Source organism: Naasia lichenicola, assembly GCF_004801885.1.
In the GTDB taxonomy this organism is placed as follows: Bacteria; Actinomycetota; Actinomycetes; order Actinomycetales; family Microbacteriaceae; genus Naasia; species Naasia lichenicola.
Genome location: NZ_SSSM01000006.1, coordinates 241,625 through 266,158 on the forward strand (window position 1 = coordinate 241,625; position 24,534 = coordinate 266,158).

The 24,534-nt window shown below is 69.6% G+C and carries 24 protein-coding genes; 12 read left to right on the top strand and 12 right to left on the bottom strand.

Annotation, left to right across the window (positions count from 1 at the left end; translation table 11 throughout):
• Positions 1–245: 245 nt before the first annotated feature.
• The 4 genes from E6C64_RS17305 to E6C64_RS17320 all read left to right on the top strand — a co-directional run bounded on the left by E6C64_RS17305 (position 246) and on the right by E6C64_RS17320 (position 3,743).
• A complete protein-coding gene (locus tag E6C64_RS17305; RefSeq protein ID WP_158437916.1) occupies positions 246–1,493 on the top strand; it encodes a glycosyltransferase 87 family protein in 1,248 nt (415 codons plus the stop codon).
• A gap of 2 nt (positions 1,494–1,495) precedes the next feature.
• The gene (locus tag E6C64_RS17310) at positions 1,496–1,852 is read left to right on the top strand and encodes a thiamine-binding protein (RefSeq protein WP_136428926.1); all 357 of its coding nucleotides are present in this window, start codon (positions 1,496–1,498) and stop codon (positions 1,850–1,852) included.
• Positions 1,849–2,349, top strand: coding sequence for a DoxX family protein (locus E6C64_RS17315; protein WP_233255700.1), 501 nt, complete (start codon positions 1,849–1,851; stop codon positions 2,347–2,349). Before E6C64_RS17310 ends, E6C64_RS17315 begins: the two co-directional genes overlap by 4 nt.
• A 104-nt stretch (positions 2,350–2,453) precedes the next feature.
• Positions 2,454–3,743: an MFS transporter gene (locus E6C64_RS17320; RefSeq protein ID WP_233255701.1), complete on the top strand. Its 1,290-nt coding sequence runs from the start codon at positions 2,454–2,456 to the stop codon at positions 3,741–3,743.
• A gap of 209 nt (positions 3,744–3,952) precedes the next feature.
• On the opposite strand, the gene E6C64_RS17325 is transcribed toward E6C64_RS17320, so the two are convergent.
• The 4 genes from E6C64_RS17325 to E6C64_RS17340 all read right to left on the bottom strand — a co-directional run bounded on the left by E6C64_RS17325 (position 3,953) and on the right by E6C64_RS17340 (position 8,420).
• Positions 3,953–4,609, bottom strand: a complete 657-nt coding sequence (locus E6C64_RS17325) for a response regulator transcription factor (protein ID WP_233255702.1) — start codon at positions 4,607–4,609, stop codon at positions 3,953–3,955.
• 53 nt (positions 4,610–4,662) lie between these two features.
• Entirely contained in the window at positions 4,663–5,946 is a 1,284-nt protein-coding gene (locus E6C64_RS17330) for a hypothetical protein (protein WP_136428928.1), read from the bottom strand.
• Entirely contained in the window at positions 5,943–7,295 is a 1,353-nt protein-coding gene (locus E6C64_RS17335; protein WP_233255703.1) for an ATP-binding protein, read from the bottom strand. Before E6C64_RS17335 ends, E6C64_RS17330 begins: the two co-directional genes overlap by 4 nt.
• A 453-nt stretch (positions 7,296–7,748) precedes the next feature.
• Entirely contained in the window at positions 7,749–8,420 is a 672-nt protein-coding gene (locus E6C64_RS17340) for a response regulator transcription factor (protein ID WP_269846389.1), read from the bottom strand.
• A gap of 199 nt (positions 8,421–8,619) precedes the next feature.
• Here E6C64_RS17340 and E6C64_RS19160 point away from each other — a divergent pair, with 199 nt between their 5' ends.
• Entirely contained in the window at positions 8,620–8,766 is a 147-nt protein-coding gene (locus E6C64_RS19160; RefSeq protein ID WP_158437917.1) for a hypothetical protein, read from the top strand.
• A gap of 48 nt (positions 8,767–8,814) precedes the next feature.
• Here the strand turns inward: E6C64_RS19160 and metX are convergent, their stop codons facing one another.
• The gene (gene metX, locus E6C64_RS17345) at positions 8,815–10,017 is read right to left on the bottom strand and encodes a homoserine O-acetyltransferase MetX (RefSeq protein ID WP_136428930.1); all 1,203 of its coding nucleotides are present in this window, start codon (positions 10,015–10,017) and stop codon (positions 8,815–8,817) included.
• A gap of 160 nt (positions 10,018–10,177) precedes the next feature.
• Positions 10,178–11,494, bottom strand: a complete 1,317-nt coding sequence (locus E6C64_RS17350; RefSeq protein ID WP_136428931.1) for a bifunctional o-acetylhomoserine/o-acetylserine sulfhydrylase — start codon at positions 11,492–11,494, stop codon at positions 10,178–10,180.
• Positions 11,495–11,610: 116 nt separating this feature from the next.
• On the opposite strand from E6C64_RS17350, the gene E6C64_RS17355 reads away from it, so the two are divergent.
• Positions 11,611–12,393, top strand: a complete 783-nt coding sequence (locus E6C64_RS17355) for an SDR family oxidoreductase (protein ID WP_199241086.1) — start codon at positions 11,611–11,613, stop codon at positions 12,391–12,393.
• 3 nt (positions 12,394–12,396) lie between these two features.
• On the opposite strand, the gene E6C64_RS17360 is transcribed toward E6C64_RS17355, so the two are convergent.
• Positions 12,397–13,893 (bottom strand): MFS transporter, encoded by a 1,497-nt coding sequence (locus E6C64_RS17360; RefSeq protein WP_136428932.1) that lies wholly within the window; start codon positions 13,891–13,893, stop codon positions 12,397–12,399.
• Between the two features lie 189 nt (positions 13,894–14,082).
• On the opposite strand from E6C64_RS17360, the gene E6C64_RS17365 reads away from it, so the two are divergent.
• The 6 genes from E6C64_RS17365 (at position 14,083) to E6C64_RS17390 (ending at position 19,370) form a co-directional block, all read left to right on the top strand.
• Positions 14,083–14,613 carry a phosphoribosyltransferase gene (locus tag E6C64_RS17365; RefSeq protein ID WP_136428933.1) on the top strand — a complete coding sequence of 177 codons (531 nt, stop codon included), beginning with the start codon at positions 14,083–14,085 and terminating at the stop codon, positions 14,611–14,613.
• Between the two features lie 94 nt (positions 14,614–14,707).
• The gene (locus tag E6C64_RS17370; protein ID WP_136428934.1) at positions 14,708–15,436 is read left to right on the top strand and encodes a Type 1 glutamine amidotransferase-like domain-containing protein; all 729 of its coding nucleotides are present in this window, start codon (positions 14,708–14,710) and stop codon (positions 15,434–15,436) included.
• A gap of 20 nt (positions 15,437–15,456) precedes the next feature.
• Positions 15,457–16,191 carry a uracil-DNA glycosylase gene (locus tag E6C64_RS17375; protein ID WP_136429339.1) on the top strand — a complete coding sequence of 245 codons (735 nt, stop codon included), beginning with the start codon at positions 15,457–15,459 and terminating at the stop codon, positions 16,189–16,191.
• A gap of 33 nt (positions 16,192–16,224) precedes the next feature.
• Complete coding sequence (locus E6C64_RS17380) at positions 16,225–16,803, top strand: GNAT family N-acetyltransferase (RefSeq protein ID WP_136428935.1); 579 nt, start codon at positions 16,225–16,227, stop codon at positions 16,801–16,803.
• A gap of 31 nt (positions 16,804–16,834) precedes the next feature.
• The gene (locus E6C64_RS17385; protein WP_136428936.1) at positions 16,835–18,244 is read left to right on the top strand and encodes an amidase; all 1,410 of its coding nucleotides are present in this window, start codon (positions 16,835–16,837) and stop codon (positions 18,242–18,244) included.
• Between the two features lie 151 nt (positions 18,245–18,395).
• Positions 18,396–19,370 carry a siderophore-interacting protein gene (locus E6C64_RS17390; RefSeq protein ID WP_136428937.1) on the top strand — a complete coding sequence of 325 codons (975 nt, stop codon included), beginning with the start codon at positions 18,396–18,398 and terminating at the stop codon, positions 19,368–19,370.
• Between the two features lie 6 nt (positions 19,371–19,376).
• On the opposite strand, the gene E6C64_RS17395 is transcribed toward E6C64_RS17390, so the two are convergent.
• The 5 genes from E6C64_RS17395 to E6C64_RS17415 form a co-directional block, all read right to left on the bottom strand.
• The gene (locus tag E6C64_RS17395) at positions 19,377–20,249 is read right to left on the bottom strand and encodes an SDR family NAD(P)-dependent oxidoreductase (protein WP_233255705.1); all 873 of its coding nucleotides are present in this window, start codon (positions 20,247–20,249) and stop codon (positions 19,377–19,379) included.
• Entirely contained in the window at positions 20,246–20,740 is a 495-nt protein-coding gene (locus tag E6C64_RS17400) for a Fe-S oxidoreductase (RefSeq protein WP_233255706.1), read from the bottom strand. The genes E6C64_RS17395 and E6C64_RS17400 overlap by 4 nt, the downstream gene beginning before the upstream one ends.
• Complete coding sequence (locus tag E6C64_RS17405) at positions 20,733–22,172, bottom strand: dihydrolipoyl dehydrogenase family protein (RefSeq protein WP_136428938.1); 1,440 nt, start codon at positions 22,170–22,172, stop codon at positions 20,733–20,735. The genes E6C64_RS17400 and E6C64_RS17405 overlap by 8 nt, the downstream gene beginning before the upstream one ends.
• Positions 22,173–22,362: 190 nt before the next feature.
• Positions 22,363–23,253, bottom strand: coding sequence for an arginase family protein (locus tag E6C64_RS17410; RefSeq protein ID WP_199241087.1), 891 nt, complete (start codon positions 23,251–23,253; stop codon positions 22,363–22,365).
• 132 nt (positions 23,254–23,385) lie between these two features.
• Positions 23,386–24,426 carry an isopenicillin N synthase family dioxygenase gene (locus E6C64_RS17415; RefSeq protein WP_136428940.1) on the bottom strand — a complete coding sequence of 347 codons (1,041 nt, stop codon included), beginning with the start codon at positions 24,424–24,426 and terminating at the stop codon, positions 23,386–23,388.
• Positions 24,427–24,534 lie beyond the last annotated feature (108 nt).

Genomic DNA, 24,534 nt, shown 5'->3' on the forward strand with positions numbered 1-24,534 from the left:
GTGGAACGGGCGGGAGGGCACCGGGCGGAGGGAAGGTGCTGGGGTACTGTTTCGCTGGTGCGCTGCTGTGGTATCCCGACGCTCCGCCGTCCAGGGCGTGCTGTGCTGACGGAATCTGTGCGTCAGGCTGCGGTGCTTCAGGCTGCTGTGCTGCTGGGTGCCTCGGACGACGGCGCCCTTCCAGCATGAACGACGCTCGCGCGGGGGCCGGAACTCTGAGTCGAATCGTTACGGGACCGATCGGTTTGTGGACCGCGTTCGTCCTCGTCCACCTGGTTCTCGGCGCCATCGACCTCACCGACAGCACCCATCTGCCATTCGGCGACGTGCTGTTCGTCTACAGGTTCTGGATGGACTACGCCGCGCAGCACGGCGTGATCGTCGGCATCGACACCGCCTGGGTCTACCCGATCGCGGCCCTGCTGCCGATGGCGGCGTCGGCGGTGTTCGGATCCGCGCTGTACGGCTTCACCTGGCTGGTCATCGTCTCGGTGCTCGATGCGGTCGCGCTGTTCGTGCTCGCTCGGCACCGGCCGATCGCCGCGTGGTGGTGGGTGGGCTTCCTGGCCGCGCTCGGGCCCGTGGCAGTCGGCCGGATCGACGCCGTCACCGCGCCTCTGGCCATCCTCGGGGTGATCTGGCTGAGCCGCCGCCCCGTGGTCGCGGCCGCCCTGCTCGCTCTCGCCGCCTGGATGAAGGTGTGGCCGGTGGCCATCCTGCTCGCGGCCGTCATCGCGCTGCGGGATCGCTCCAGGGTCGTGGTCGGCGCCTGCGCCACGACGATCGTCGTAATCGGCGGGGCCCTCCTGGCGGGCAGCGGCGCCAACGTGTTCAGCTTCCTGCTCCAGCAGACCGGTCGCGGCCTGCAGCTCGAGGCGCCCGTCAGCATGTACTGGGTGTGGGACTCCGTGCTCCGCACCGGCTGGAGTCGGATCTACTACGACCGCGACATCCTCACCTGGCAGGTGGCGGGTCCCGGCACCGGGCTCGTCGCCACCCTGATGACGCCGCTGCTCGTCCTCGCCGTGCTCGGGATGATCGCCCTTGGAGTGCGGGCGACGCTTCGAGGCGCGCCCGGACTGGACCTGCTTCCGCCTCTCGCCCTCGGCCTCGTTCTCGCGCTCATCGTCACCAACAAGGTCGGCTCGCCGCAGTTCGTGGGCTGGCTCGCCGCGCCGTTCATCCTCTGGTTGCTGCGCGGAGCATCGCCGCTGCGCGGACCGGGCGTGCCGCTCCTCGCCATCGCCGCGCTCACCCAGGCCGTCTATCCCTGGCTCTACACCGGGCTGGTTGCGGCGGATCCGATCGTCGCGGCGCTGCTCACTGCCCGCAATGCCGCCTACATCGCTCTGCTCGCCTGGACGGTCAGAGCCATCTGGCGGCTCGGTGCGGCAGACTCGGGCGTTCGAGGACGCCGATCCGAAGTGACGGACGACGTGCACATTCCAGAAGATGCGGCGCCGCTTCCCGGCGTCACGACAAGGGAGTCCTGACCATGCTCGTCGCCTTCTCCGTCTCGCCCAGCGGCGTCGCCCCCGGTGATGCAGCCATGCCGAACTCTGCGCCGGGCGCAGCCGCGGACTCCGTGCACGACGCGGTCGCAGACGCGGTGCGGATCGTGCGCGAATCGGGCCTGCCCAACTCCACCGACTCGATGTTCACCACCATCGAGGGGGAGTGGGATGAGGTATTCGACGTCATCCGGCGCGCGACGGAGGCCGTCGGGCGGCATGGATCGCGCGTCTCGCTCGTCCTCAAGGCCGACATCCGACCCGGGCACACCGGAGAGATCACCGGCAAGGTGGAACGACTCGAAGCAGCGCTCGAACGACAGACGCCCAGCTCGCGGTGAGCGAACGCTCCGGCACCGCCCGCCCGAGCACCGCGCGCGGGCGGCTCACCGAACGTCGGTTCTCGCCCCGGCGGATCGCGCGGGTGGCCCTCGGCGTGTTCCTGCTCGCTGCGGGGATCAGCCACTGGACGCTGCTGCGGCAGGCCTTCCAGGCGCAGGTGCCGCCATGGCTGCCGCTCGATCCCGACTTCGTCGTGCTCGCGTCCGGCGTGGTCGAGATGCTGTTGGGGCTCGCCCTCCTCGCAGTGGGGCTTCGCCCGCTCCGCCGGTTCGCGGTGCCGCTCGGCTGGCTCGTCGCGCTGTTCTTCGTCCTGGTGTTTCCCGGCAACATCTCCCAGCTCGTGGTCCAGATCCAGAGCGAGGGCGCAGGATCCGCGACGGGCCTCTGGGTCCGGCTGATCTTCCAGCCGCTCCTCGTGCTGTGGGCGCTCTGGTCGACCGCGGCATGGGCGTGGCTCGTCTGGTGGCGCGCACAGCGCCGGGCAGAGGCCGTCTGACGACGCGCCGACCTCGTGAGAGCGACGACGGACGGCTCGAGGCCGAGCGCTAGCCTGGTTGCGCGGCACTGAGGCCGATCCGCCCTCGTTCGAGAGAGTCCGCCGTGTCGTCCTCCGCCGCTCCACCCGCTGCCCTGGCATCGGCGCTCACACCGGGGCGCGTCCGGTTCGCGCTGCTCGCCCTCGCACTCGGCGGCTTCGGCATCGGCTGCACGGAGTTCGTGATCATCGGCCTGCTGCCGACCGTGGCCGCCGATCTGCTGCCCGGGGTGTACGCCGCCTCGACGGAGCAGGCCAATGCCCAGGCCGGCTGGCTGATCTCCGCCTACGCCCTCGGCGTGGTCGTCGGCGCACCCACCATCGTGCCGTTCGTAGCGCGGTTCTCGCGCAAGCGCCTGCTTCTGGTCTTCGCCGCCTGGTTCGTCTTCGCGACCCTGCTCTCCGCGGTCCTGCCCACCTTCGGACTGGTTCTCGTCGCCCGCTTCTTAGCCGCCCTGCCGCACGGCGCCTACTTCGGCGTCGCGGCACTCGTGGCCGCCGAGCTGATGGGGCCGGGCAATCGGGGTCGCGGCACGGCCTACGTGCTCGGCGGACTCACCATCGCGAACGTGATCGGGGTTCCGGCCATCACCTGGCTCGGTCAGAACGCGAGCTGGCGGATCGCCTACCTCGCGGTGGCCGCCGTCTTCGCGCTGACCCTGATCATGGTCGCCCTCGCGGTGCCGCCGATGGCCGGCAACCCGGCTGCGACGGTTCGGGGAGAGCTGAAGGCGTTCGCGCGTCCGCAGGTCTGGTTCGCCCTGGCCACAGGGGCGATCGGATTCGGCGGACTGTTCGCCGCATACACCTACGTCGCCCCGCTCGCCACGACCGTGACCGGCATCGACGCGGCGCTCGTGCCCATCGTGCTGATCGTCTTCGGGGCGGGCATGACCGTCGGCAACCTGTTCGGCGGCTGGTTCGTCGACCGAGGGGTGAAGCGCGCCGTCCTCGTGTTCTTCGTCGCCATCATCGTCTCGCTGGCGTTCCTGCTGGTCGTCGCGGCGAACCCGGTCGGCCTGTTCATCGGGGTGTTCTTCATCGGCGCCTCCGCGGCGGCCCTGTCCCCGGCCATCCAGGTGCGGCTGATGGATGTCGCCGGTGACAGCCAGACCATCGCCGCAGCGGTCAACCATTCGGCGCTCAACCTCGGCAACAGCCTGGGAGCGTTCCTCGGCGGCCTGACCATCGCCGCCGGACTCGGCTACACCTCGCCGATCGCGGCGGGCATCGTGCTCAGCATCCTGGGCATCGCGGTCGCCCTGATCAGCTTCGGCGTAGAGCGTCGCGGCGGTGGACGCCTCCAGCTGCACGGCGAGCCCCTCACCGAGGCGATCGACGCTCCCCAGTCCTGACACCGTCCGTCGATGTGCGCGCAAGCGGAGATGCGCCTCGAAGGGGCGTTTCGAGAGCCGAAAACACCCGATCTCCGCTTGCGTGATCGCGAAGTCTGCGCGCCTCCGGCTGGCGAACGACGAACTGCCCAGTTCTGCCGCCTGAAAGAGCTTTCAAGCGGCAGAACTGGGCAGTTCGGTGAAGCTGTGCAGTTGAGGCCGAGGCCTGCTCAGTCGGACTGGAGCAGGATGCCGTCCTGGATCGCGCGCTTGCGCAGGGCGACCTTGGTGCCGACATCGAAGCCCGCGACGCGGTACTTCTCACGGATGCGCTTGAGGTACGACTTGGCGGTCTCCTCGGAGATGCCGAGCTCGTAGGCCACCGACTTGACCGGCTCGCCGCCGCCGTAGAGAGCCATGACCCGGCGCTCCTGAGCGCTGAGCTTGGGCGCGCCGCCGACGTCGACGGCGTTGAGTGCGAGGTCGAGCTCCGCCGAGATGTAGGACTCGCCGCGGAACGCGGAGCGGAGGGCGTCGACGATCATCGAGGCCTCCTCGCTCTTGACGAGGTAGCCGAGCGCGCCGGCCGCGAGAGCCTCGCGGACCACGTTGGGCTCGGAGTAGGTGCTCATCAGCACCGTCTTCACGCCCGTCGTCTTGAGGGTCGACAGCTTGAGGGAGATCGGCAGCTCGTCCTTGAGGTCGAGGTCGAGCAGCACCACATCCACCGGGAACTCCGGGTGGGTGAGCAGCTCGGGCCAGCTGGCCACGGCGCAGACCATGTCGATGTCATCCGCAGCGTTGCGGATCCACTCGGTGAGCGCACCGAGGATCATCTTGTGGTCATCGACGATCGCGAGTCTGATGCGTTGTTGCGGTTCGGACACTGTGTCCCTCCGAGGCTGAGTAGCTGTTGGCCAGGTTGTAGTCATGACGCCCCCTATGAGTCGGAGGGACTATCGACGATGCATTCGATCTCGAGGCGAAGACTTCCGTCCAACACCGAGTCGGCGTGCTTCCCTACCTTGCGGATAGCATCCCATGCGCCCGGATCCACACGGTTGCGCGCCACGCCCGATGTTTCGATCACGATCGGCACGATGAGCTTGCGCACGGCGCCGCTGTTCGGATCGCGGTCGCTCGGGCCGAGGGTCACCCGGGCGGTGCGATCGGCACCGACGACCTTGACGCCCGACTCGCTGACGAGCAGCCAGATGGCCGACAGCAGGCCGTCGCGCTGGCGCGGGTCGAGAAGGCCGGCGAGGCTGTGCGGGTCGGACAGGGTGACGGCGGGCCCGAGCAGCTCGGACTCGCTGACGGCGTGGTAGAGCCAGGTCTCCCGCCGGCCCTCGATGAGATGCAGGCGCAGCTCGGTCGCGAGCGACGCGGCGGTCTGGGCGACCTTGGCGTCGAGCGGCAGGGGAGTGCGACCGCTCGAAACGCCCTCGAGCAGCTGCTCGGCGGCGAGGTCGAGGCGAGCGAGCTCCTCCGAGGCCAGCATGCCGACGGCGTAGCGCGGGGCGGAGACGGTGCTCTGCACGAGCACCCGGTCGAGCTCCAGGGTGACCATGCGGCGGAACGATCGCACGATGAAGCAGCCGATGACGGCGGGCAGCACGGCCTGCGACAGCATGGCGAGCGTCGCGGACAGGCTGTCGGCCCGCACGTTGCCGTCCAGCAGATCGGCGATCAGCAGCAGCGCTCCGAAGACCACGGCGGTGCCGAGGACCTGGCGCAGTGGGCGGACGCCGACCAGCGCGAGCACCCCGACCCCAGCGGCGATCGAGGCTGTCGAGGTGCCCGACACGTCGTGCAGCGGCCAGACGGCGCCGAGGTCGAGGGCCACCACCAGCAGCAGGCCGAGCGCGTAGCCGATGAACATGCCGTCCGAGAGGCGGTCGTCGTTGCGGCGGATGACGACGAGCACCGATACGAGGAGCACGGCGTAGAGCAGCCAGGCGACCACCTCGGCGGCGGGGGCCGAGTAGAGCTCCCACTGCACGGTGAACTTGCCGAGGCTGAACACGGCGATGATGACGCAGACGATCATCGCGCCGAAGCCGAGGAAGGCGGTGCCGAGGCTGCCGGCGTTCTCGTCGATGATCCGAGAGCTGGCGAAGCCCGGGAGCTTGAGGGGCGAGCGCGCCTTGCGCTGGCCGCTGGCGACGACGCCGAGGGTGTTCTCCTCGACCTCGTTCTGCACGAGGCTGCTGATCGAGCTCATCGCGGGACCTCCAGGACGACGGTCGTGCCGGAACCCGGCGATGAGAAGACGCGGGCGTTGCCCCCGACCTCGCGGAGACGGGCGAGGACAGACTCCTTGAAGCCGAGGCGCTGGTCGCCGATGGTGGCGATGTCGAAGCCGACGCCGGAATCGGTGACCATGGCGCGGATGGTGGTGTCGTCGTCGGTGATCGTCACATGCGCCTCGGAGACGCCGGCGTGCCGGCGGACGTTCTCGAGGCATTCGGCGAGCGAGCCGAGGAAGGCGTCGAGCACGTCGCTGGGCAGCAGCACCTGTCCGGTGCCGTGCCAGCTGACGGCCAGGCCCATCCGGCCGAAGCGCTGCTTGACGTTCTCGAGCGTGTTGCCGAGGACCGACTCGGAGGTCGGCTTCTGCAGCGTGTAGTCGCCGCTCGACTTGGGGGAGGGGGTGCCGCCGAGGCGGAGCTGGCGGAGCAGGCGTGCGTCGTCCGCGGCCTGATGCTTGAGGGCGGATGAGCTGACGCCGACACCCGAGTGCGCGAGCAGCGTCAGGGTGGCCAGCACGGTGTCGTGCAGCAGTCGGGCGCCCTGCCGGCGCTGGGCCTCTGTCTCGCTGGCCTGGCGTTCGGTGCGGTGCGCGCGGCCGATGTTCGTGATCCGCCGAGCCGCTCGGAGCACTCCGGTGGCCAGCAGCGATCCGATCACGACCGCGATGGTCCAGCCCGCGAACAGGATCGCGATGCTGAGCGCAGCCGTCACGGTGCCGGACAGGGCGACTGCGGTGATGATCAGCGAGACGAGGAACGCGCCCGCGAGCACGATCATCCGGCCCAGCGAGATGGTGAGCACGATCCCGACGGAGGCGATGACCCAGGCGGACAGCATCCGGATCGCCTCGACGGCTGAGTCGCTGAGCCCCGTGGGCGAGGCGAGGGTCCCGGTGATCGGATAGAGCGCGCCGACGTTGCCGAGGTGGATGGTGAGGATCGCGAGGGATCCGGCCAGCACGGCAATGACGACCCACAGGATGGAGCGGCTCTGCCCCATCCGGTAGAGGGCGAAGGCGATGGCCGCGAACAGCGGTACCAGCAGCACGAGCAGAGGGGTGTCGACCGCGCCGGGCAGGACGAGGCAGATGAGTGCGACGACGGTCCCTGCGAGCCCGATCGTGCGGGCGCTCCGCTGGATGAGCCGGTCGCGCTCCTTGACGATGCGTTCCATGATCTCCGGGTGGTAAGCGGGTCGGCTGAGCAGGTCGGCCGGCATGGCGGTCCTGATGGTCGCGGAGGCGTCGGGAAGCCGCCACGCGCAGACCGGTCGCGGCGACCTCGTCCATGGTGTCACCGGAATGCCGGAAACGGGGGTCACGACGCGCAAACTCCAGAACCGGAGCACCCGGCAGGCGGGGCGAGAGGTGCTTAACGAGGAGGGGGCGTCGCTTGTTCAGCGACGCCCCGACGATTCCCCTCGGCGTCGGTCGCGATGCGACCGGTTGAATCCGCAGATCCGGATTGCGGTTCGACTCTAACCCGATGACGAGCCCGAGCGTCGAGGTTCCGCGTCGTTGTCGGCGTGTCCCGGTGTGTCGGAACTACAAAGCTGTAGTTCGAGCGATGCACGAGTCGAATCCTCGACGCGACTCAGCCATCTCTCGTTGGTCGAGTAGGCGCCCCGCGCCGTATCGAGACCGGTCGAACGGGAGGTGGCTTGAGAAGTCGTACCGACGCCGCACGGTCTCGAGACGGGCGCGGGGCGCCCTCCTCGACCAACGAGGGATGGTCGCGAAGGCTCCTCGCGACATGACCGACGACGCACCGCGCCTTACTCGGGCGTGATCCAGCCCTCGCGGATGGCGTGGCGGCGCAGGAGGATCTTGGTGCCGAGGTCGACGCCGATCGCACGGTACTTGCGGCGCGCGCGCTTGATGTAGCTCTTGATCGTCTCTTCGGTCGTGTTCATGTCGCTCGCGACCTCCTTGATGGAGCGTCCGGCGGCGTAGAGCACGAGAGCGCGGTGCTCCTGCTTGCCGAGGTTCGGCTCACCCGCGTTGTGGAAGTCGGCGAGCGCCCGCTGCACGGCATCCGAGAGCTGGGCGGACCCGCTGGCGGCGGCGTGCACGTTCGCGATCAGGCTGTCGGCGGACTCGGTCTTGGTGACGAAGGCGGCGGCGCCGGCCTGGATCGCACCGTAGATGGAGCCCGAGTCGGTGTGGCGGCTGATCACGATGGCCTCGGACCCCGCGGAGCGCAGCATCCGCAGCTTCGACGAGACCGGGATGTTGTCCTCGAGATTGAGATCGAGGATGACCACATCCACCGGGAACTCGGGGTGGGCGAGCAGCGCGCCCCATGACGTCACGGTGGCGGCGACGGTGATTCCGGACTTCGGCGCTGCAAGGCGGGCTGCGAGACCGTCGAGGACCATCTGATGGTCATCGACAATGGCTACTCGCACCCGGGCCGTCCGCCGCGCGCTGGCGATAGTACTTTGCACCCGTACCCCCTCCGCGGGACCAGTGTAGGCACTGCGGGGGCGTCTGTCCCCCCGGACTGGGGAGCGGGGTCCTCCGCGAGGCTCCGAGGGCGGGCCCTACTGTGGGACAGCGCCGTCATCGGGCGCTGATCCGGGGGGATTCATGGGGCCGTTCTCTGGGGTGCTTCGCGCGCTCAACGCTCATACGAGCCATGGTCTGATGGCTGACACGCCTCAGGGAAATGTGCTTCTGATCGGCACTTCCATTCTCGGCATGCTCGGTGCGGCCGCGCTGCTCGGCACGGCACGCGGGCTTCGAGCCGAAGAGCGCGATCCGCTGAACGAGCGTCACTACATCGACTTCTGAGTCCTCGGAATCCGCGCGCGTGATTCAGCTGGATTCAATGAAATTGATTCAGCTCCCGAGCAGCCGACGGAGCTCTCGTCCCACCGATTCGCCCTCGATGAGGAAGCCGTCGTGGCCGAACTCCGAGCCGATGACGACCGGCTCGCGCCCGTCGATGCCGGTGGCGACGTTCCGGGCGATCACCATCTGGTCCTGGACGGGGAAGAGCCTGTCGCTGTCGATCCCGAGGATCAGCGCCCGGGCCGTCACGCGGGCGAGCGCCGCCTCCACACCACCCCTGCCTCGGCCGACGTCGTGCGAGCTCATGGCCGAGACCAGCCGGATGTAGCTGTTGGCGTCGAAGCGGCGGACGAACTTGTTGCCGTGGAAGTCGAGGTAGGACTCCACCGCGAACTTGCCCGCCCCGCCGAGCGGATCGATGCCGCTCTGCCAGCTGCGGGCGAAGCGCTCGTTCAGCTCCGTCGGGCTGCGGTAGTTGAGCAGTGCCATCCGTCGGGCGAGGGCGAGCCCGTGATGCGGCCCCTCGCCATCGGGCGCGAGGTAGTAGTCGCCGCCACGGAAGCGCGGATCCATCCGGATGGCTTCGAGCTGCACCGAGTTGAGCGCGATCTGGTCGGCACTGGCCACCGCGGGCGCGGCGAGCACAGCGATCCGCTGCGCGCGATCGGGATGGCTGATCGCCCACTCGAGGACCTGCATGCCTCCCATCGAGCCGCCGACGATGGCCGCCCAGCGCTCGATGCCGATGGCGTCGGAGAAGGCGCTCTGCATGGCCACCTGGTCGCGGATGGTCAGCGCCGGGAAGCGGGAGCCCCATTCGCGTCGGTCGGGCGCCAGGGAGGAGGGGCCCGTCGTGCCCTGGGCGCCGCCCAGCATGTTGGGCGCCACGATGAACCAGCGATCCGTATCGAGCGCGAGGCCGGGGCCGACCATGCCCGTCCACCAGCCCGCCGTCGGCTGGCCGGGGCAGGCGGGGCCGGTGAGCAGCGAGTCTCCGGTCAGCGCGTGCAGCACGAGGATCGCGTTGCCGCGGTCGTCGTCGAGTTCGCCGTAGGTCCGGTAGGCGACTCGGACCGCCGGCAGCGATCCGTGCTCCAGCCGCAGCGCGCCGATGTCCACGAACTTCCGGCCCGCGACGGGATCGCCCTCCCTCCACGCTCCGGTGGCGGGGGGCTTGCCGAGGAGCGCGCGCTGGTCGGCTTCCGAGACGAATGCCGACGGCACGGCGTCTTCAGGGGTCTGCCAGTCCATCGGGATCAGTCTGCAGGCGCGGCGGAGCCGCCTCCGACACTGTTACGGCCGACACGCGGCCGGGGCGGGCCGCAGGCACGAACTGCCCAGTTCTGTCGCCCGGAACGCTCTCCGGGCGGCAGAACTGGGCAGTTCGCGTGGCTGTGTTACGCGTTCGGGATCAGGCGTCGACCGCGCTCAGCTCGCGGGCGGCCTTGAGACCGGCCTCGAGGTCGGCCTTGAGGTCCTCGATGTTCTCCAGTCCGACCGACAGGCGCACCAGCCCCGGCGTGACGCCCGAGGTCAGCTGCTGCTCGGGGGTGAGCTGCGAGTGCGTCGTGGACGCCGGGTGGATGACGAGCGAGCGCACGTCGCCGATGTTCGCGAGGTGCGAGAACAGCTCGAGGCTGTCCACGAACTTCTCGCCGGCATCGACGCCGCCCTTGAGCTCGAAGGACAGCACCGCTCCGACGCCCTTCGGCGCGTACTTGCCCGCCGCCTTGTTCCATGGACTCGACTGCAGGCCGGCGTAGTTGACGCTGGCGATGTCGGGGTGGTTCTCGAGCCAGAGCGCGATGTCCTGCGCGTTCTGCACGTGACGCTCGATCCGCAGCGAGAGCGTCTCGATGCCCTGGATGAGGTGGAACGCGCTGTCCGGCGAGATGGCCGCACCGAGGTCGCGCAGCAGCTGCACGCGTGCCTTGATGATGTACGCGATGCCGTCGCCGACCGCGGCGGTGTAGCTCGCGCCGTGGTAGCTCGGGTCGGGCTCGGTGAGCCCGGGGAACTTCTCGACGTTCTCCGACCACTTGAACCTGCCGCCGTCGACGATGACGCCGCCGATGACCACGCCGTGGCCGCCGAGGAACTTGGTGGCGGAGTGCACCACGATGTCGGCGCCGTGCTCGAACGGGCGGATCAGGTAGGGCGTCGCGATCGTGTTGTCGACGATCAGCGGCACGCCGTTCTCGTGCGCGACGTCGGCGACGAGCTCGATGTCCAGGATGTTGATCTGCGGGTTGCCGATCGTCTCGGCGAAGAACAGCTTGGTGTTCGGGCGGACCGCTCGACGCCACTCGTCCGCATCGTCCTGGTTCTCGACGAAGGTCGTCTCGATGCCGAGCTTGGCCAGCGTGTACTTGAAGAGGTTGTAGGTGCCGCCGTAGATCGAGGCGGACGAGACGATGTGGTCTCCGGCCTGCGCGATGTTGAGGATGGCGTAGGTCTCCGCCGCCTGACCGGATGCGACGAGAAGCGCTGCCGTGCCGCCTTCGAGGTTGGCGACCCGCTCTTCGACCACGGCCTGCGTTGGGTTCTGGATGCGGTTGTAGATGTTGCCGAACTCCGCAAGAGCGAACAGGTTCTTGGCGTGCTGGGCACTGTTGAAGACGTACGAGGTCGTCTTGTAGATGGGCGTGGCCCTGGCGTTGGTCACCGGGTCAGGGGAGGCTCCGGCATGGATCTGCTGGGTCTCGAATCTCCACTGCGAATTGGTCATGCTGGGGAGCCTAGGTAGCGGGCCCACCGCGGGCAACGAGTGCGGACACGCGGCGTAACGCAGAGCCGCGCCGCTCGATTGGTGCGCGGTCGGATCACCTCGATAGCGTCTCCGGCATGGGAACGACGAAGCGCGCGGTGGTCACAGGTGCCAGTTCGGGAATCGGACGGGCGACGGTGGAGCTCTTCCGCAGCCACGGCTGGGAGGTCACCGGGGTGGCGCGCCGCGCGGACCGCCTCGAATCGCTCGCGAGCGCGACCGGCGCCGACACCTTCGTCGCCGATCTGACCGATCCGGACGACGTCGCGGCGCTCGCCGCGCACCTCGAGACGCTGGACCGGGTCGATGTCCTCGTCAACAACGCGGGTGGTGCCCGTGGCGGAGACCGGATCGAGGCGGGCAAGCCCGAGGACTGGAACTGGATGTTCGAGGTCAACGTCGTGGCGGTCCAGCGCGTCACCGCCGCGCTGCTGCCGGTCCTCCGCCGCACGGCCGCCGAGGCGGGCAACGCCGACATCGTGACCATCACCTCCGTGGCGGGGCACGAGGTCTACGAGGGAGGCGCGGGCTACAACGCCGCCAAGGCGGGCGCCGTCTCGCTGATGGGAGTGCTGCGGCTCGAGCTCGCGGGGGAGCCGCTGCGAGTGATCGAGGTCGCCCCCGGCATGGTCAAGACCGAGGAGTTCGCGCTGACCCGCTTCGACGGCGACGCCGATCGTGCGGCCGCCGTCTACAAGGGCGTCGTGAACCCGCTGACCGCCGAGGACGTCGCCGAGGTGGTCGTGCACGCGGTCGAGCTGCCGGGCCACGTGAACCTCGACCACATCACCATCCGCCCCGTCGCGCAGGCCGCCCAGTTCAAGGTCATCCGCACGCCGCTCGAGGTCCGCGCCGACTGAGACTCAGGGCGCCTCGGTCCCTGTCCGCTCCTCGACGAGGGGCGGATCGGAGAAGGCCAGCTTCGGCACGAAGACGAGCAGCACAGCGGAGACGATCGCCGTGCCGCCGCAGATCAGCCAGACCGTGTAGTAGCCGGCCAGCGACCCGGCGGTCGCGACCGCCCCGACCGCACCGGAGGCGAGCGCCACCCCGAAGATGGCGGACGAGAACGAGCCGCCGATGGTCTTGGTCGTATTCGTGAGGCCCGCCGCGATGCCCGTCTGTCCCAGCGGAGCCGCAGCTGCTGCTGCCGCGGGCAGCGCCGCCAGCAGCGCGCCCGAGCCGAGCCCGGCGACGAGCATGTTCACCACCACGTTGACGACCGTGCCGTGGAACGGGATGAACATGAGATACCCCACTCCGACGAGCATCGCGGCGCCGATCAGAGTGAGGCGGGGAGTCGTCCGGCGAGCCACGAAGGAGAAGGCGATCGCGCCGATGATGACGGACAGCAGGTAGGCGCCGATCAGGTTCGACACCGACGAGGCGCTGAGGCCGAAGCCGTAGCCGGCCGCCGGATCGGTTGCGACGAAGGTGGACAGCGGCACCTGCGCGCCGAGCACCGAGATGCCGAAGAGCCCGGCGGTGGTCTGGACCGGCCACATCGACGGGGTCCGGAGCACGCGCAGATCGATCGCCGGATCCTTGCGCCGCAGCTCGTACCAGCCGAACGGCAGGAAGCTGAGCAGTCCGGCGGCGAGCAGCGCCCACACCCACCATGCGCCGACGCCGTTGATCCGCAGGAAGGTCAGCGACGACGTGATCAGCAGCAGTCCGAGCCCGAGCAGGGCGAATCCGCCGAGATCGAGGGTCCGCCGGCCGACCTCTGGCGCCGTCTTCGGCACTCCGAACAGCACGACGAAGAAGACGAGCGTGACGCCGATCGCCGGGATCGCGAGGGTCGGCATGGTCGCTCCGCCGAACGCGTCGAGCAGGCGACCGCCGAGCAGGGCGCCGATGATCGCACCGAGCTGCAGCGCGACCACGAGCAGTCCCGCCGCTCGCCGGGTCGTCGCATTCGCCACCCCGGTCGAGCGCGCGCGAGAGAAGATGATCGCCACCTCGAGCGGCAGCCACACCACGTAGAAGCCCTGCAGCGCCCAGGCGAGGAGGAAGCTCGTGAAGTCGCCGGCGAAGATCAGCCACCAGCTCGCGGCCGCCGTCAACGCGCTGGAGATCAGCAGGATCCGCTTGTGGCCGATCATGTCGCCGAGCTTGGCGAGCACGGGCAGCGCGATGGCCGAGACGAGAAGCTGGGCGGCCTCGAACCAGTTGAACTGCGGATCGTCGATGCCGAGCACGCGGGCCAGCGGAGAGACGAGCGGGATGTAGTACCCCTGCAGCAGTCCGCTGACGATCTCGACGAAGAACAGCCAGCCGACGAGGCCGAATGTGACCGCGCCTGCGCGGCCGATTCGGGGACCTGGGCTGCGTGAGCCGATGGGGGGCGCTGATGCCATGCCTCACCCTAATCAGCGCCTGCGGCTCCGCGGATTCCCCGGTCCGAAGCGGTGCGTCGATGCGCTCGCGGCGCGCTCGTTCGAGCCGATCGGCCGACCGGCGAAACGCCCACGCAGGTCCTGCCCAGCGAACAGGGGATTGCGACTTCCTGCAACAGGTCTGTAACGCGGAGCGGTTACCGTAGAGCCATGTCGATCGACCAGGCAACGGCGCATGACCTCCCGGACACCACCCCCGAGCGCGAGGTGCTCGGCTGGCTGGAGTTCGGGGACGCGTCGCGTCAGCTGGCCCACTCGGTGGCGGACAGCGGGTTCGTGCCCGAGATCGTCGTCGCCATCGCCCGCGGCGGCCTGATCGTGGGCGGTGCCGTGGCCTACGCGCTCGGCATCAAGTCCTGCGGCTCCATCAACGTCGAGCTGTACACCGGCGTGGACGAGACCCTGCCCGCACCGCTCGTCCTTCCGCCGCTGCTCGACGGAGCTGCTCTGGCCGGCAAGCGGGTGCTCCTCGTCGACGACGTGTCCCAGTCGGGTCAGACCCTGGCGCTCGCCGTGGAGATCCTGCAGGGAATGGGCGCCGATGTCCGCTCGGTCTGCCTCTACACGAAGCCGCAGACGATCTTCGTGCCCGACTACTCGTGGCGGAACACCGATCTGTGGATCGTCTTCCCCTGGTCGGCGCTGCCTCCCGTCACCGCCGACGGCCCCAGCGCGCACTAGTCCGGACCCGGCTCGATCGGGTCGCTGCTCGCGGAGCCGTGCGAGCTTGCCGACCCCGTCGTGGGGCGTCGGAGTCGACCGGTAGAGTCCCCGGGTGAGCATTCACCTGGTGGGAGGCGGCTGGTCCGACGGCGGCGACGGGATCGCCTTCGCGACGTTCGTCGACGAGGCTGCCGATCGGGCGCAGAGCCGTGGAGTGACCGGGCCGCCGAAGGTGGCCGTGATCGTCGTCCGTGACGGCGACGGCATCGAGCATGCCGACCGGCTGCTCACCGAGGTCGCGCACGCCGGCGAGATCGACGCCGTCGTCACCTCGCTGATCGAGGGCATCGCCGCCCCGGCCGGACTGCTCCGCGACGTGGACGGGATCATCATCGGCGGGGGACTGACGCCCGCCTACCTCGACAGCCTGACCGGCATCTTCGACGAGATCCGCGACCGCGTGGCCGACGGCGTGCCCTACCTCGGATTCTCCGCGGGCGCAATGATCGCGCCCGACCATGCGCTCATCGGCGGCTGGCGGATCGGCGGAGTCGCGGTCTGCGCCGAGCTCACCGCCGAAGAGCTGGACGAGGTCACGATCGTCGAGGGCATCGGCCTGATCGACGTGACCGTCGACGTGCACACGGCGCAGTGGGGCACCCTCTCGCGCCTCGTCGCCGCCACCTCGGCGGGACTGACGGAGGGCGGGGTCGCGATCGACGAGTCGACCACGCTCATCGTCAGCGACGACGGCTTCGAGGTGGTGGGCTCGGGCAGCGTCTGGCGGGTGACGCCGTCCGATTCCCGCGTGCTCGTCGACATCCTCGCCGCCGCCGAGTAGCACCAGCTGGACAGGAGCAGATCGTGGCACTCTCGCTCAGCGGATCGGGCATCCACCCCGAATGGTCGGCCGCGCTCGCCGGGTCCGAAGACCAGCTCCTCGCGATCGGCGCGTTCCTCGCCGCCGAGCAGGATGCGGGCGCGACGGTGCTGCCCGCCCGCGCCGACATCCTGAGGGCGCTGCGCCGACCGCTCTCCGAGGTCCGCGTGCTCATCGTCGGGCAGGACCCCTATCCGACCCCGGGGCATCCGATCGGGCTGTCCTTCGCCACGGAGCGGCACGTGCGTCCTCTGCCGCGGAGCCTGACGAACATCTACAAGGAGCTCCGCGACGACCTCGGCATCCCGATGGCGCCACACGGCGACCTCGCGGCGTGGAGCGATCAGGGCGTCCTGCTGCTCAACAGGGTGCTCACCGTGCGCGCGGGATCGGCCGGTTCGCATCGCGGCCACGGCTGGGAGCAGATCACCGAGCTCGCCATCCGGCGTCTCGTCGAGCGGGGCGGGCCGCTCGTCGCGATCCTCTGGGGACGCGACGCCCGCAATCTGCGTCCGCTGCTCGGATCGGTGCCGATCGTCGAGTCGGCCCATCCGAGCCCGCTCTCGGCGGCGTCGGGCTTCTTCGGGTCTCGGCCGTTCAGCCGCGCTAACACGCTGCTCGAGGAGCAGGGCGCATCGCCGATCGACTGGAGAGTCGATCCTCCCGCCGCCCAGCCCGAGGCGTCGGGCGCAGCCCCGTCCGGACTGTCGCACTAGCCTGGTTCTGCCGATCTGCTGAAGGGGCGACAGATGCTCGAGGAAGAATACGAACCGCGCCGCCAGGTGCCGTTCCACCTGCGCAAGCTGCCCGCGGATGAGCCCGCCTTCTCCTACGAGATCCGCGACGTCGAAGCGCAGGACCTGCCGGACATCCGCGAGATCTACAACTACTACGTGGTCAACAGCGTGGTCACGTTCGATGAGGACCAGATGACGCTGCAGGAGTGGAAGACGAAGTTCGCCTACCTGCGCAAGCTCAAGATGCCGTTCATCGCGGCAGTCGCTCCGGGCGGCACCGTGCTCGGCTATGCGCTCGTGACTCCGTGGAAGGCCAAGGCCGCGTACCGCTACACGGTCGAGAACTCGATCTACCTCGGGCCCGCCTCGACCGGCAAGGGTCTCGGACGCGCCCTGCTCGCGCAGCTGCTGGAGCGCTCGAAGGCCGCCGGGCTCAAGGAGGTGCTCGCCGTGATCGCGGACAAGGGCGCTGAGGCGTCGATCGCGCTGCACGAGTCGTTCGGATTCAAGGAGATCGGCCGGATGGGCCGGGTCGGCTTCAAGTTCGACCGCTGGCTCGGCACCGTCCTCCTGCAGAAGTCCCTCAAGTAGCCGGACGGGGCGACCGCTCTAGGCTCGGGGGATGTTCGAGCTGCATCATCTGAGCGCGCAGGATCAATGGGACTGGCTGCAGCGCGGCGATGTCAGTCCGCTCGAGCTCACCGAGCACTACCTGCGGCGCATCGAGCGGCTCGATCCCGACCTGAGCGCCTTCGCGCACGTCGACGCGGACCGCGCTCTCGCTCGTGTCGCCGAGGTGGCGCAGCTTCCGAAGTCCGCCGAGCTGTGGGGTCTTCCGCTTGCCGACAAGGAGCTCGCTCAGCGCGCGGGCAGCCCCGCGACGTTCGGCTCCCGCGCATTCGTCGGCCGGATCGCGGAGAGCTCCGACGCCATCGTGGAGGCGGTCGATGCGGCCGGCGCGGTGAGCCTCGGCTCGACATCCGCACCCGAGTTCGGCTTCCCGTCGTACACCGAGCCGGTGGGACGCCCCCCGGCCCGCAATCCGTGGGACCTCACCCTCGGCCCGGGCGGTTCGAGCGGCGGCGCGGCGGTCGCGGTCGCGGCGGGACTCCTGCCGTTCGCGCCCGGGAGCGACGGCGGGGGATCGGTCCGGATCCCGGCCGCTGCCACCGGGCTCGTCGGGATCAAGCCGACGCGGTCGCTCGTGCCCGCCGATCGCTGGTCCCTGGGACAGCTCGTGGTGAACGGCCCGATCGCCCGTTCGGTCGGCGACGCCGCCATGCTGCTCGACGCGATGATCGCCCGCCGCGGATCGATCGGGGGAGGACCCGAATCGGACCGGCTGCTCGGCTACGCGGTCCGAGGAGAAGGGCGCTTCCAGCTCGGCATCACCACCCAGAGTCCGTGGGACAGCGGCTACGACGTCGTCCTGGATCCTGCCGCCCGCAGCGCGCTCGAATCCGCCATCGAGGCTCTCGGCGAGATCGGTCACGGCCTGGACGACGTGGCGATGCCCGACAGCACCGCCTACCCGGCGGCGTTCCGCGCTCTGTGGCAGGGCGGCGCTTCGGCAGTGCCGATCGATGACGCGCAGCTCGAGCTGGTCGAGCCCCTGACGGCATGGCTGGTCCGTCGGGGCCGCGAGCTCCCGGTGCGTGAGCTCGTCCAGTCCCTCGGAGCACTCGATGCGTTCGCACGCGCGCTCGTCCACGCCTGGTTCGGCCCGCACAGCGCTCGGGTCGACGCGGTGCTGACGCCCGCGCTCGCGATGACTCCGCGGCCGATCGGCTGGTGGGACGGCGAGGATGCGGAGCGCAACTTCGCCCAGCAGGTGCAGTACACGCCCTTCACATCGTTCGTGAACGTGACCGGGCTTCCGGCCATCACCCTCCCGGTCATCCAGACCGAGGACGGCCTGCCGATGGGCGTGCAGCTGATCGGGCCGCCCGGGGGAGAGGCGACGCTGCTCTCGATCGGCCGCCAGCTCGAGCGCCGCCTCCAATGGCAGCGCCGCCACCCACCCATGTGGTGAGCAGAACGAGAAGCTCCAGCTGGGCTTCGCCCCTGTGGACGGGACGCCAAGGGCCGAAGGCCCTCGCGAAGCGGGCCTCTGCCGCGCGGACCTGAGGCCGCCTTCGGCCGATGGGGCCGCTTGCGGCCAAGAGCAGAGGTAAGGTGAGCCTATGCTTACCGCGGTTCAGCCCACGAAGCCCGGCTATCGTCCCTATCGGGTGCAGGTGGTCGCCATTCGGCGGGTGAGCTGCTGCTTCGCTCGGATCACCTTCACCGGTGTCGATCTCGGCGACTTCGGGACCGGTGGCCGCGATCAGCGGATCAAGGTGATCCTCCCGCTGCCGGGCGAGCGCTTCGGCGACTTCGGCCAGGATGATCCTGACTCCATCCAGCGGGGTGAGTGGTATCTCCGCTGGCGTGAACTCCCTGATCATGACCGCAATCCGATCCGGACCTACACGGTCCGCGCGGTTCGCCCCGCCATGGCGGAGATCGATGTCGACTTCGTCTCGCACGGCGACACAGGACCTGCGTCGGCGTGGGTCGGCCGGGCGAGGGCGGGAGACGAGCTCCTCCTCGTCGGGCCCGATGCAACCAGCCCGAACTCCGGCGGCGGCATCGAATGGCATCCCGGCAGCGCATCACGGGTCCTCCTCGTCGGCGACGAGACGGCGCTGCCAGCGATCTCGGCGATCCTCGAGACCCTCGAGCCGGGTGTGCGCGGACACGCGATCGTCGAGGTGCCGCACCAGGCCGATCGGCTCCTGCTTCCCCTGCGGCCGGGACTCTCCATCGACTGGATCGTCCGGGATCGCACCGAGGGGTCGGCGTCCGATGCCCACTCGGCGGTGGCGGCCTGGGTCGCCGCCCACGGACGATCCGATCCGAACGACAGTCCCGATGACCCCGCGAGCGAGCTCGAGGACGTGGACATCGACTCCGAGGGATCCCTGCTCTGGGAGGTTCCCGAGGCCTTCGAAGCAGAATCCGCCACGACGGGCTTCGAGGACCTCTACGTCTGGGTGGCCGGAGAGGCCTCGAAGGTCAAGCTGATCCGCCGGTTCCTGGTCAGCGAATCGGGTCTGGATCGCCACCAGGTCGCGTTCATGGGCTACTGGCGAGCGGGCCGCGCAGAAGCGAGCTGACGGAGATCAGCGCGGGACCAGCCGCGCCTCCGACGCCTTCCAGAACGCACGAGCGAAGGCTGCGTCCTTCGCTTGGGGAGCGGTGAGCCCGTTCGGCTTGAGGCGGTCCCAGTAGGTGCCGCTCGGCTCCGTGATCCGGTCCGCAGAGGCCAGCCGCACGAGCGGCTCCGCGCCCTGCTCTGCACTGAGGCCGTAGTGGCCGAAGGTGACCGCGCTCAGCACGGACATGCTCCAGGCGCCCGAGCCGAAGCGCGTCCTCACCAGGCCGGGGTGGAACGAATAGACCCGCACCCCGGTGCCCTCGGTGCGGCGGGCCAGCTCCTGCGCGAAGAGGATGTTCGCCAGCTTCGCCCGTCCGTACGCGCGCCACCCGTCGGCCCACGGCCCGGAAAGGGTGTCGAGGTCGTCGAGTGAGATCCTGCCCATCAGGTTCGCCGCGCTCGCCGTCTGGACGATCCGCACGCTGCCTTCGGGCGAGCGGGTCGCGGTCTGGCTGATCCGTGGCAGCAGGAGAGAGGTGAGCAGCATCCCTGAGAGGTGCGTCTCCTGCACGGTGCGCTCGTTGCGGTCTGCGGTCAGTGCGCGCGTGCGCTGCATTCCGCCCGCGTTATCGGCGAGCACGTGGATGTCGGGATAGCGCTCGAGCAGCTCGTCGGCGAGTTCGCGCACCGCCGCCAGCTTTCCGAAGTCGGCCAGGAAGGCGTTGCCGCCGACCGAGTCCGCCACCTGCTGCGTGCGCGCGGGATTGCGGCCCACGACGGCGATCTGCGCTCCGAGTGCGCTGAGAGCCCGAGCTGCCGCGGCGCCGATCCCCGAGCTCCCTCCGGTGATGATCACGGTGCGACCCGTCATGTCGCCGGGCATCGGGAGCTCGTTCATGCGCCTGCCTCTGAAGTCGTTGCTGCATCGGACGGGTCGGAAGTCTCGGGAGTGTCCGCCAGGGAGGTGACCGTTGCGGGCGGAACCGGGCGACGCATCGGCCTGCGACGACGCAGGTAGCCGCCGTCCTCGAGGCCCGCCTCGACCTCGAAGCGGTTGTGCATCGGGTTCGCTCCCGCCAGCCAGTAGAGCAGCGGGAACCACATGCCCAGGCGACGCCACTGCTCGACGTGGACCGTCTCGTGCACGAGCACGCGCTCTCCGGTGTTGTCGCCGGTCAGATACACCCGCCCGACGGTCGTCCCGCCGCGTCGATAGGCCCAGTGCGGCAGTCCGCTGAGCACGATGAGATCGCCGTGACGCACGACCCGTCCGGTGCTGAGCGGGAGCCCCCAGGTCAGGCCGACGAGGGTGGCGTAGAAGAATCCGAACTCCCGCAGGATCCGGCGCCGCGGCCGGCTGCCGGAACCCGTGTCCGGGGTCTCAGGCATCGGGTCGCCCGTAGGTCTCGAGCAGGCGCAGCCACACCTCGGAGATGGTCGGGTACGACGGCACGGCGTGCCAGAGCCGATCGAGGGGCACCTCGCCGACCACGGCGATGGTGGCGGAGTGCAGCAGCTCGGCCACGTCCTGGCCGACGAAGGTGGCTCCGATCAGCACCTTCCGTGCCTCATCGACGATGATCCTGGCCCGGCCCGCGTAGCCCTCCGCCGCGACGTGCGCACCGGAGACTGAGGCGATGTCGTAGTCGACCGTCCGGATGTCGTAGCCGGCCTTCTTCGCCGCCTTCTCGGTCAGCCCGATGGATGCCACTTCGGGGTCGGTAAAGGTGACCTGCGGGACCGCCTCGTTGTCGGCCGTGGCGACGTGCAGTCCCCACGGTGCGTCGTCGACCGTGCGATCCTGCGCGCGAGCCGCGATGACCTCTCCGGCGGCGCGCGCCTGGTACTTGCCCTGGTGGGTCAGCAGAGCGCGGTGGTTGACGTCGCCGACGGCGTAGAGCCATGGGTCGTCCTTGTTCGTGTCGGCGGTAGCGAGCAGAGTCTCGTCGACGGCGATCCAGTCGCCGTCTTCGAGTCCGACACTGGCCAGGCCGAGATCGCCGGTGCGCGGGGTGCGTCCGGTGGCGACGAGCACCTGCTCCGCGGTGACGGAGCTGCCGTCATCGAGCTCGATCACGACGGAGCCGTCGGCCTCCCGACGGGCGGAGGTGGGGGATACGCCCAGCTTCAGGACGGCACCGGCCTTCTCGAGGGCTGCGCCGACGAGCTCGCCCGCGAAGGGCTCCATCGTGCTGAGCAGCCCGCCGCGGGCAACGACCGTGACGGTGGTGCCGAAGGACGCGAAGGCCGTCGCCATCTCGCTGGCGACCACTCCGCCGCCGATGACCACGAGCGACTCGGGCACCTCGGTCACTCCCGTCGCCTCGCGGCTGGTCCAGGGCTGCACGTCGGCGAGACCGGGGATGTCGGGCAGCAGCGCCGCCGTCCCGGTGCTGACGGCGACGGCGAAGTTCGCGGTGAGCTCGGTGACCGTGCCGTCCGCCGCGGTGACCGAGACGCGCTTGGGGCCCGTGATCCGGCCGAAGCCGCGGTGCAGGTCGATCTCGGCGCTCTCCAGCCATTCCACCTGACCGCCGTCGTCGTAGTCGCTGACGATCTCATCGCGGCGCTTGAGCACGGCGGCGACGTCCAGCTGAGCGGTGATCGCCTCGGCCGCGCCAGGGACCCGCCGAGCGGCCTCGAGCGCTGCGCCCGAGCGGAGGAGGGCCTTGCTGGGCATGCATGCCCAGTAGGAGCATTCGCCTCCGACGAGCTCGCTCTCGACGATCGCCGCGGTGAGGCCTCGCTTCACCGCGTAGTCGGCCACGTTCTCACCGACCGGTCCGGCTCCGATCACGATCAGGTCATAGGTGTCCGTCATGGGCGCTCCCAGCGTCAGTGGTTTCGGAATGATGAGTCGAAGTGAGAGGTCGACCGCGGTCTTCCCGAAGTCGGCGGTCTCGAAGTCAGGCGTCGTTCAGCCTGTTCTCATCCTCCACCCGTGAACCCGGGAGGTGCCCCATAACGGAGGCTTCCGGCAGTCCGTCGGCGCCCCAGGCGGCCGGAGGCTCCTACGCCGAGACGGCGACCGGCGGCGAGGTCAGCGCCGAGAGGATGCGCAGCACGGTCGGCAGATCGCCGCCGGCCGCGTCGGGCGATTCCGGGGAGAACATGGCGATCCCGGCGCCTGCGAGCGAGAAGCGCCCGAGCAGCGCGCGGAGGTGCGTGACGAGCGTTGCGAGCTCGAGCCCGAACGGCTGCGGATCCGACAGGCCGCTGATCACGGATGGATCGAGCACGTCGAGGTCGATGTGGATGTAGACGCTGGTGGCGCCGGTCGCCTCGACGGCGGCGACGAGCGCGTTCTCATCCTCGAGATCATCCGTCGTCACGACCTGCACGCCGTTGTCGCGGATGTACTCCTCCTCGGCGTCGTCCGCCGAGCGCAGGCCGGCGAGGACCAGATTGCGGGAGGGCAGCGCCGGAGAGGACACGAGCCCGGCCGTGCCGTCGCCGAGGATGGCGCGGGCGACCATGCCGCAGAACGCGTGCGACGGAGAGGTCGCGGGGGAGTGCAGGTCGGGGTTGGCGTCGAACCAGACGAGCGCGGGAGGGGCATCGCCCGACGTCTCACCGCTCTTGAGCACGTGCTCGACGCCGGCGAGCTCGATGCCGCAGTCGCCCCCGATCAGCACGGTGGGCTCGAACGCGACCGGCGCCTCTCCCGGCTCGCCGGGAAGGCGGCGCAGCACGTCGGAGATCCGATCGCGCACGATCTGCAGTGAGCTGAGTCGGGCGATGCCCGTGCCGAGCGCCTCACCTGCGCCGAGCGGCACCTCGACGAAGGTCGTCCTGCTGGAGGGCAGGTCGCCCATGATGGCGTTCGCGCCATCCGCGAGGCGCATCGCACGACTGGAGGCGGAGCCCTGCCACTGGGGTACAACGACGAATCTGACGGCCACGATCTCAGTTCCCCTCACCCGGCGCGACGACGCGCATTCCGCTGGATAGATCATGTGCACGAAACCGGACCCGCGTGCACGCAATTCTGCGCACATTCCGCCGGAACGTACACATTGTGGTCCGGGCCGAGGTCAGGAGCTGGCGGCGCCCACCCTGGCCGCCTCGCGGACGGCCGTCGTGTTCTTCTTGCCGGCGCGCGATCCGGCCAGCTTCTGGGCGATGTGCTCGCCGACCGTGATGGGCTCGTAGATGGCGTGCTCGCCTTCGTCGATGCACACCGCGAGGGGGGCCACGACCGCGTCGTAGTCGCCGTCGTGGAAGAAGGCGGCGGACCGTCGGCGCTCGATGGTGCCGTCGACGATCGGAGGCTTGACCCGGTGCAGGGTGGACATCCACTTCTCGTTCGTCAGACGCGCCGTGACATCGCCGAGGTTGATCAACAGGGCGCCGTCGATCGGGGCCACGTCGTGCCAGCCGCCGTCGGTGCCGAGCACCTGGAGGCCTTTGACCTGGTCGGCCCAGAGCACCGTCACGATGCCGTAGTCGGTGTGCTCGCCCATACCGGTCAGGTCACCGTCGAGCTCGATCTCGCCCGGCGGCAGGGCGTAGTTGTTCATCCGCATCACGTCGATCGAGTGGCCGGTCAGCCCGGAGAGGGTGCCCTCCTCCACGCCGAGGGCGTCCTCGAAGATGTCGACCATCGTCTGGGCCACGCGACGCGCCTGCTCGTAGTAGGTGCTGACCTTCGGCTCGAAGGTGGGCACGGAATCGGGCCAGACGTTCTCCGTGTAGGCGTCCTTCGGCAGGTCGAGGTCGGGGTGCATCCCCGCGGAGTCCCCGATGTTGAAGGCTTCGAAGAAGTCGTTCATCCGGCTCGCGGACTCGACGCCGAGGCTGAGACTGAGGGATTCCGTCTTCGGCGGCGCGTAGCCCCGGTTGACCGACGGCGGAGTGCGGTACTGCTTCTTCGCGTCGAGGTCCATGCCGAAGAAGTCGTCCATCGCCGACGCGAGCCCGGCGGAGACGTCGGTCGGGATGCCGTGTCCGACGATCTGGATGAAGCCGACCTCGCGGCACGCGGTGTCGACCGCGGCGGCCACTGCGGCCTTCTCTTCGGCGGACCCGTCGTTCACGTACGGGGAGATGTCGATCTGCGGGACGTGGAAGGCCATGCGAGCAAAGCTACGCCGCCGGTGTTACGGAGGGGTTACCGACCTCGTTGGTCGAGGAGGCCCCCGCCGAAGGCTGGGCCGTCTCGAGACCGGTTGCCGTCGGTGGTG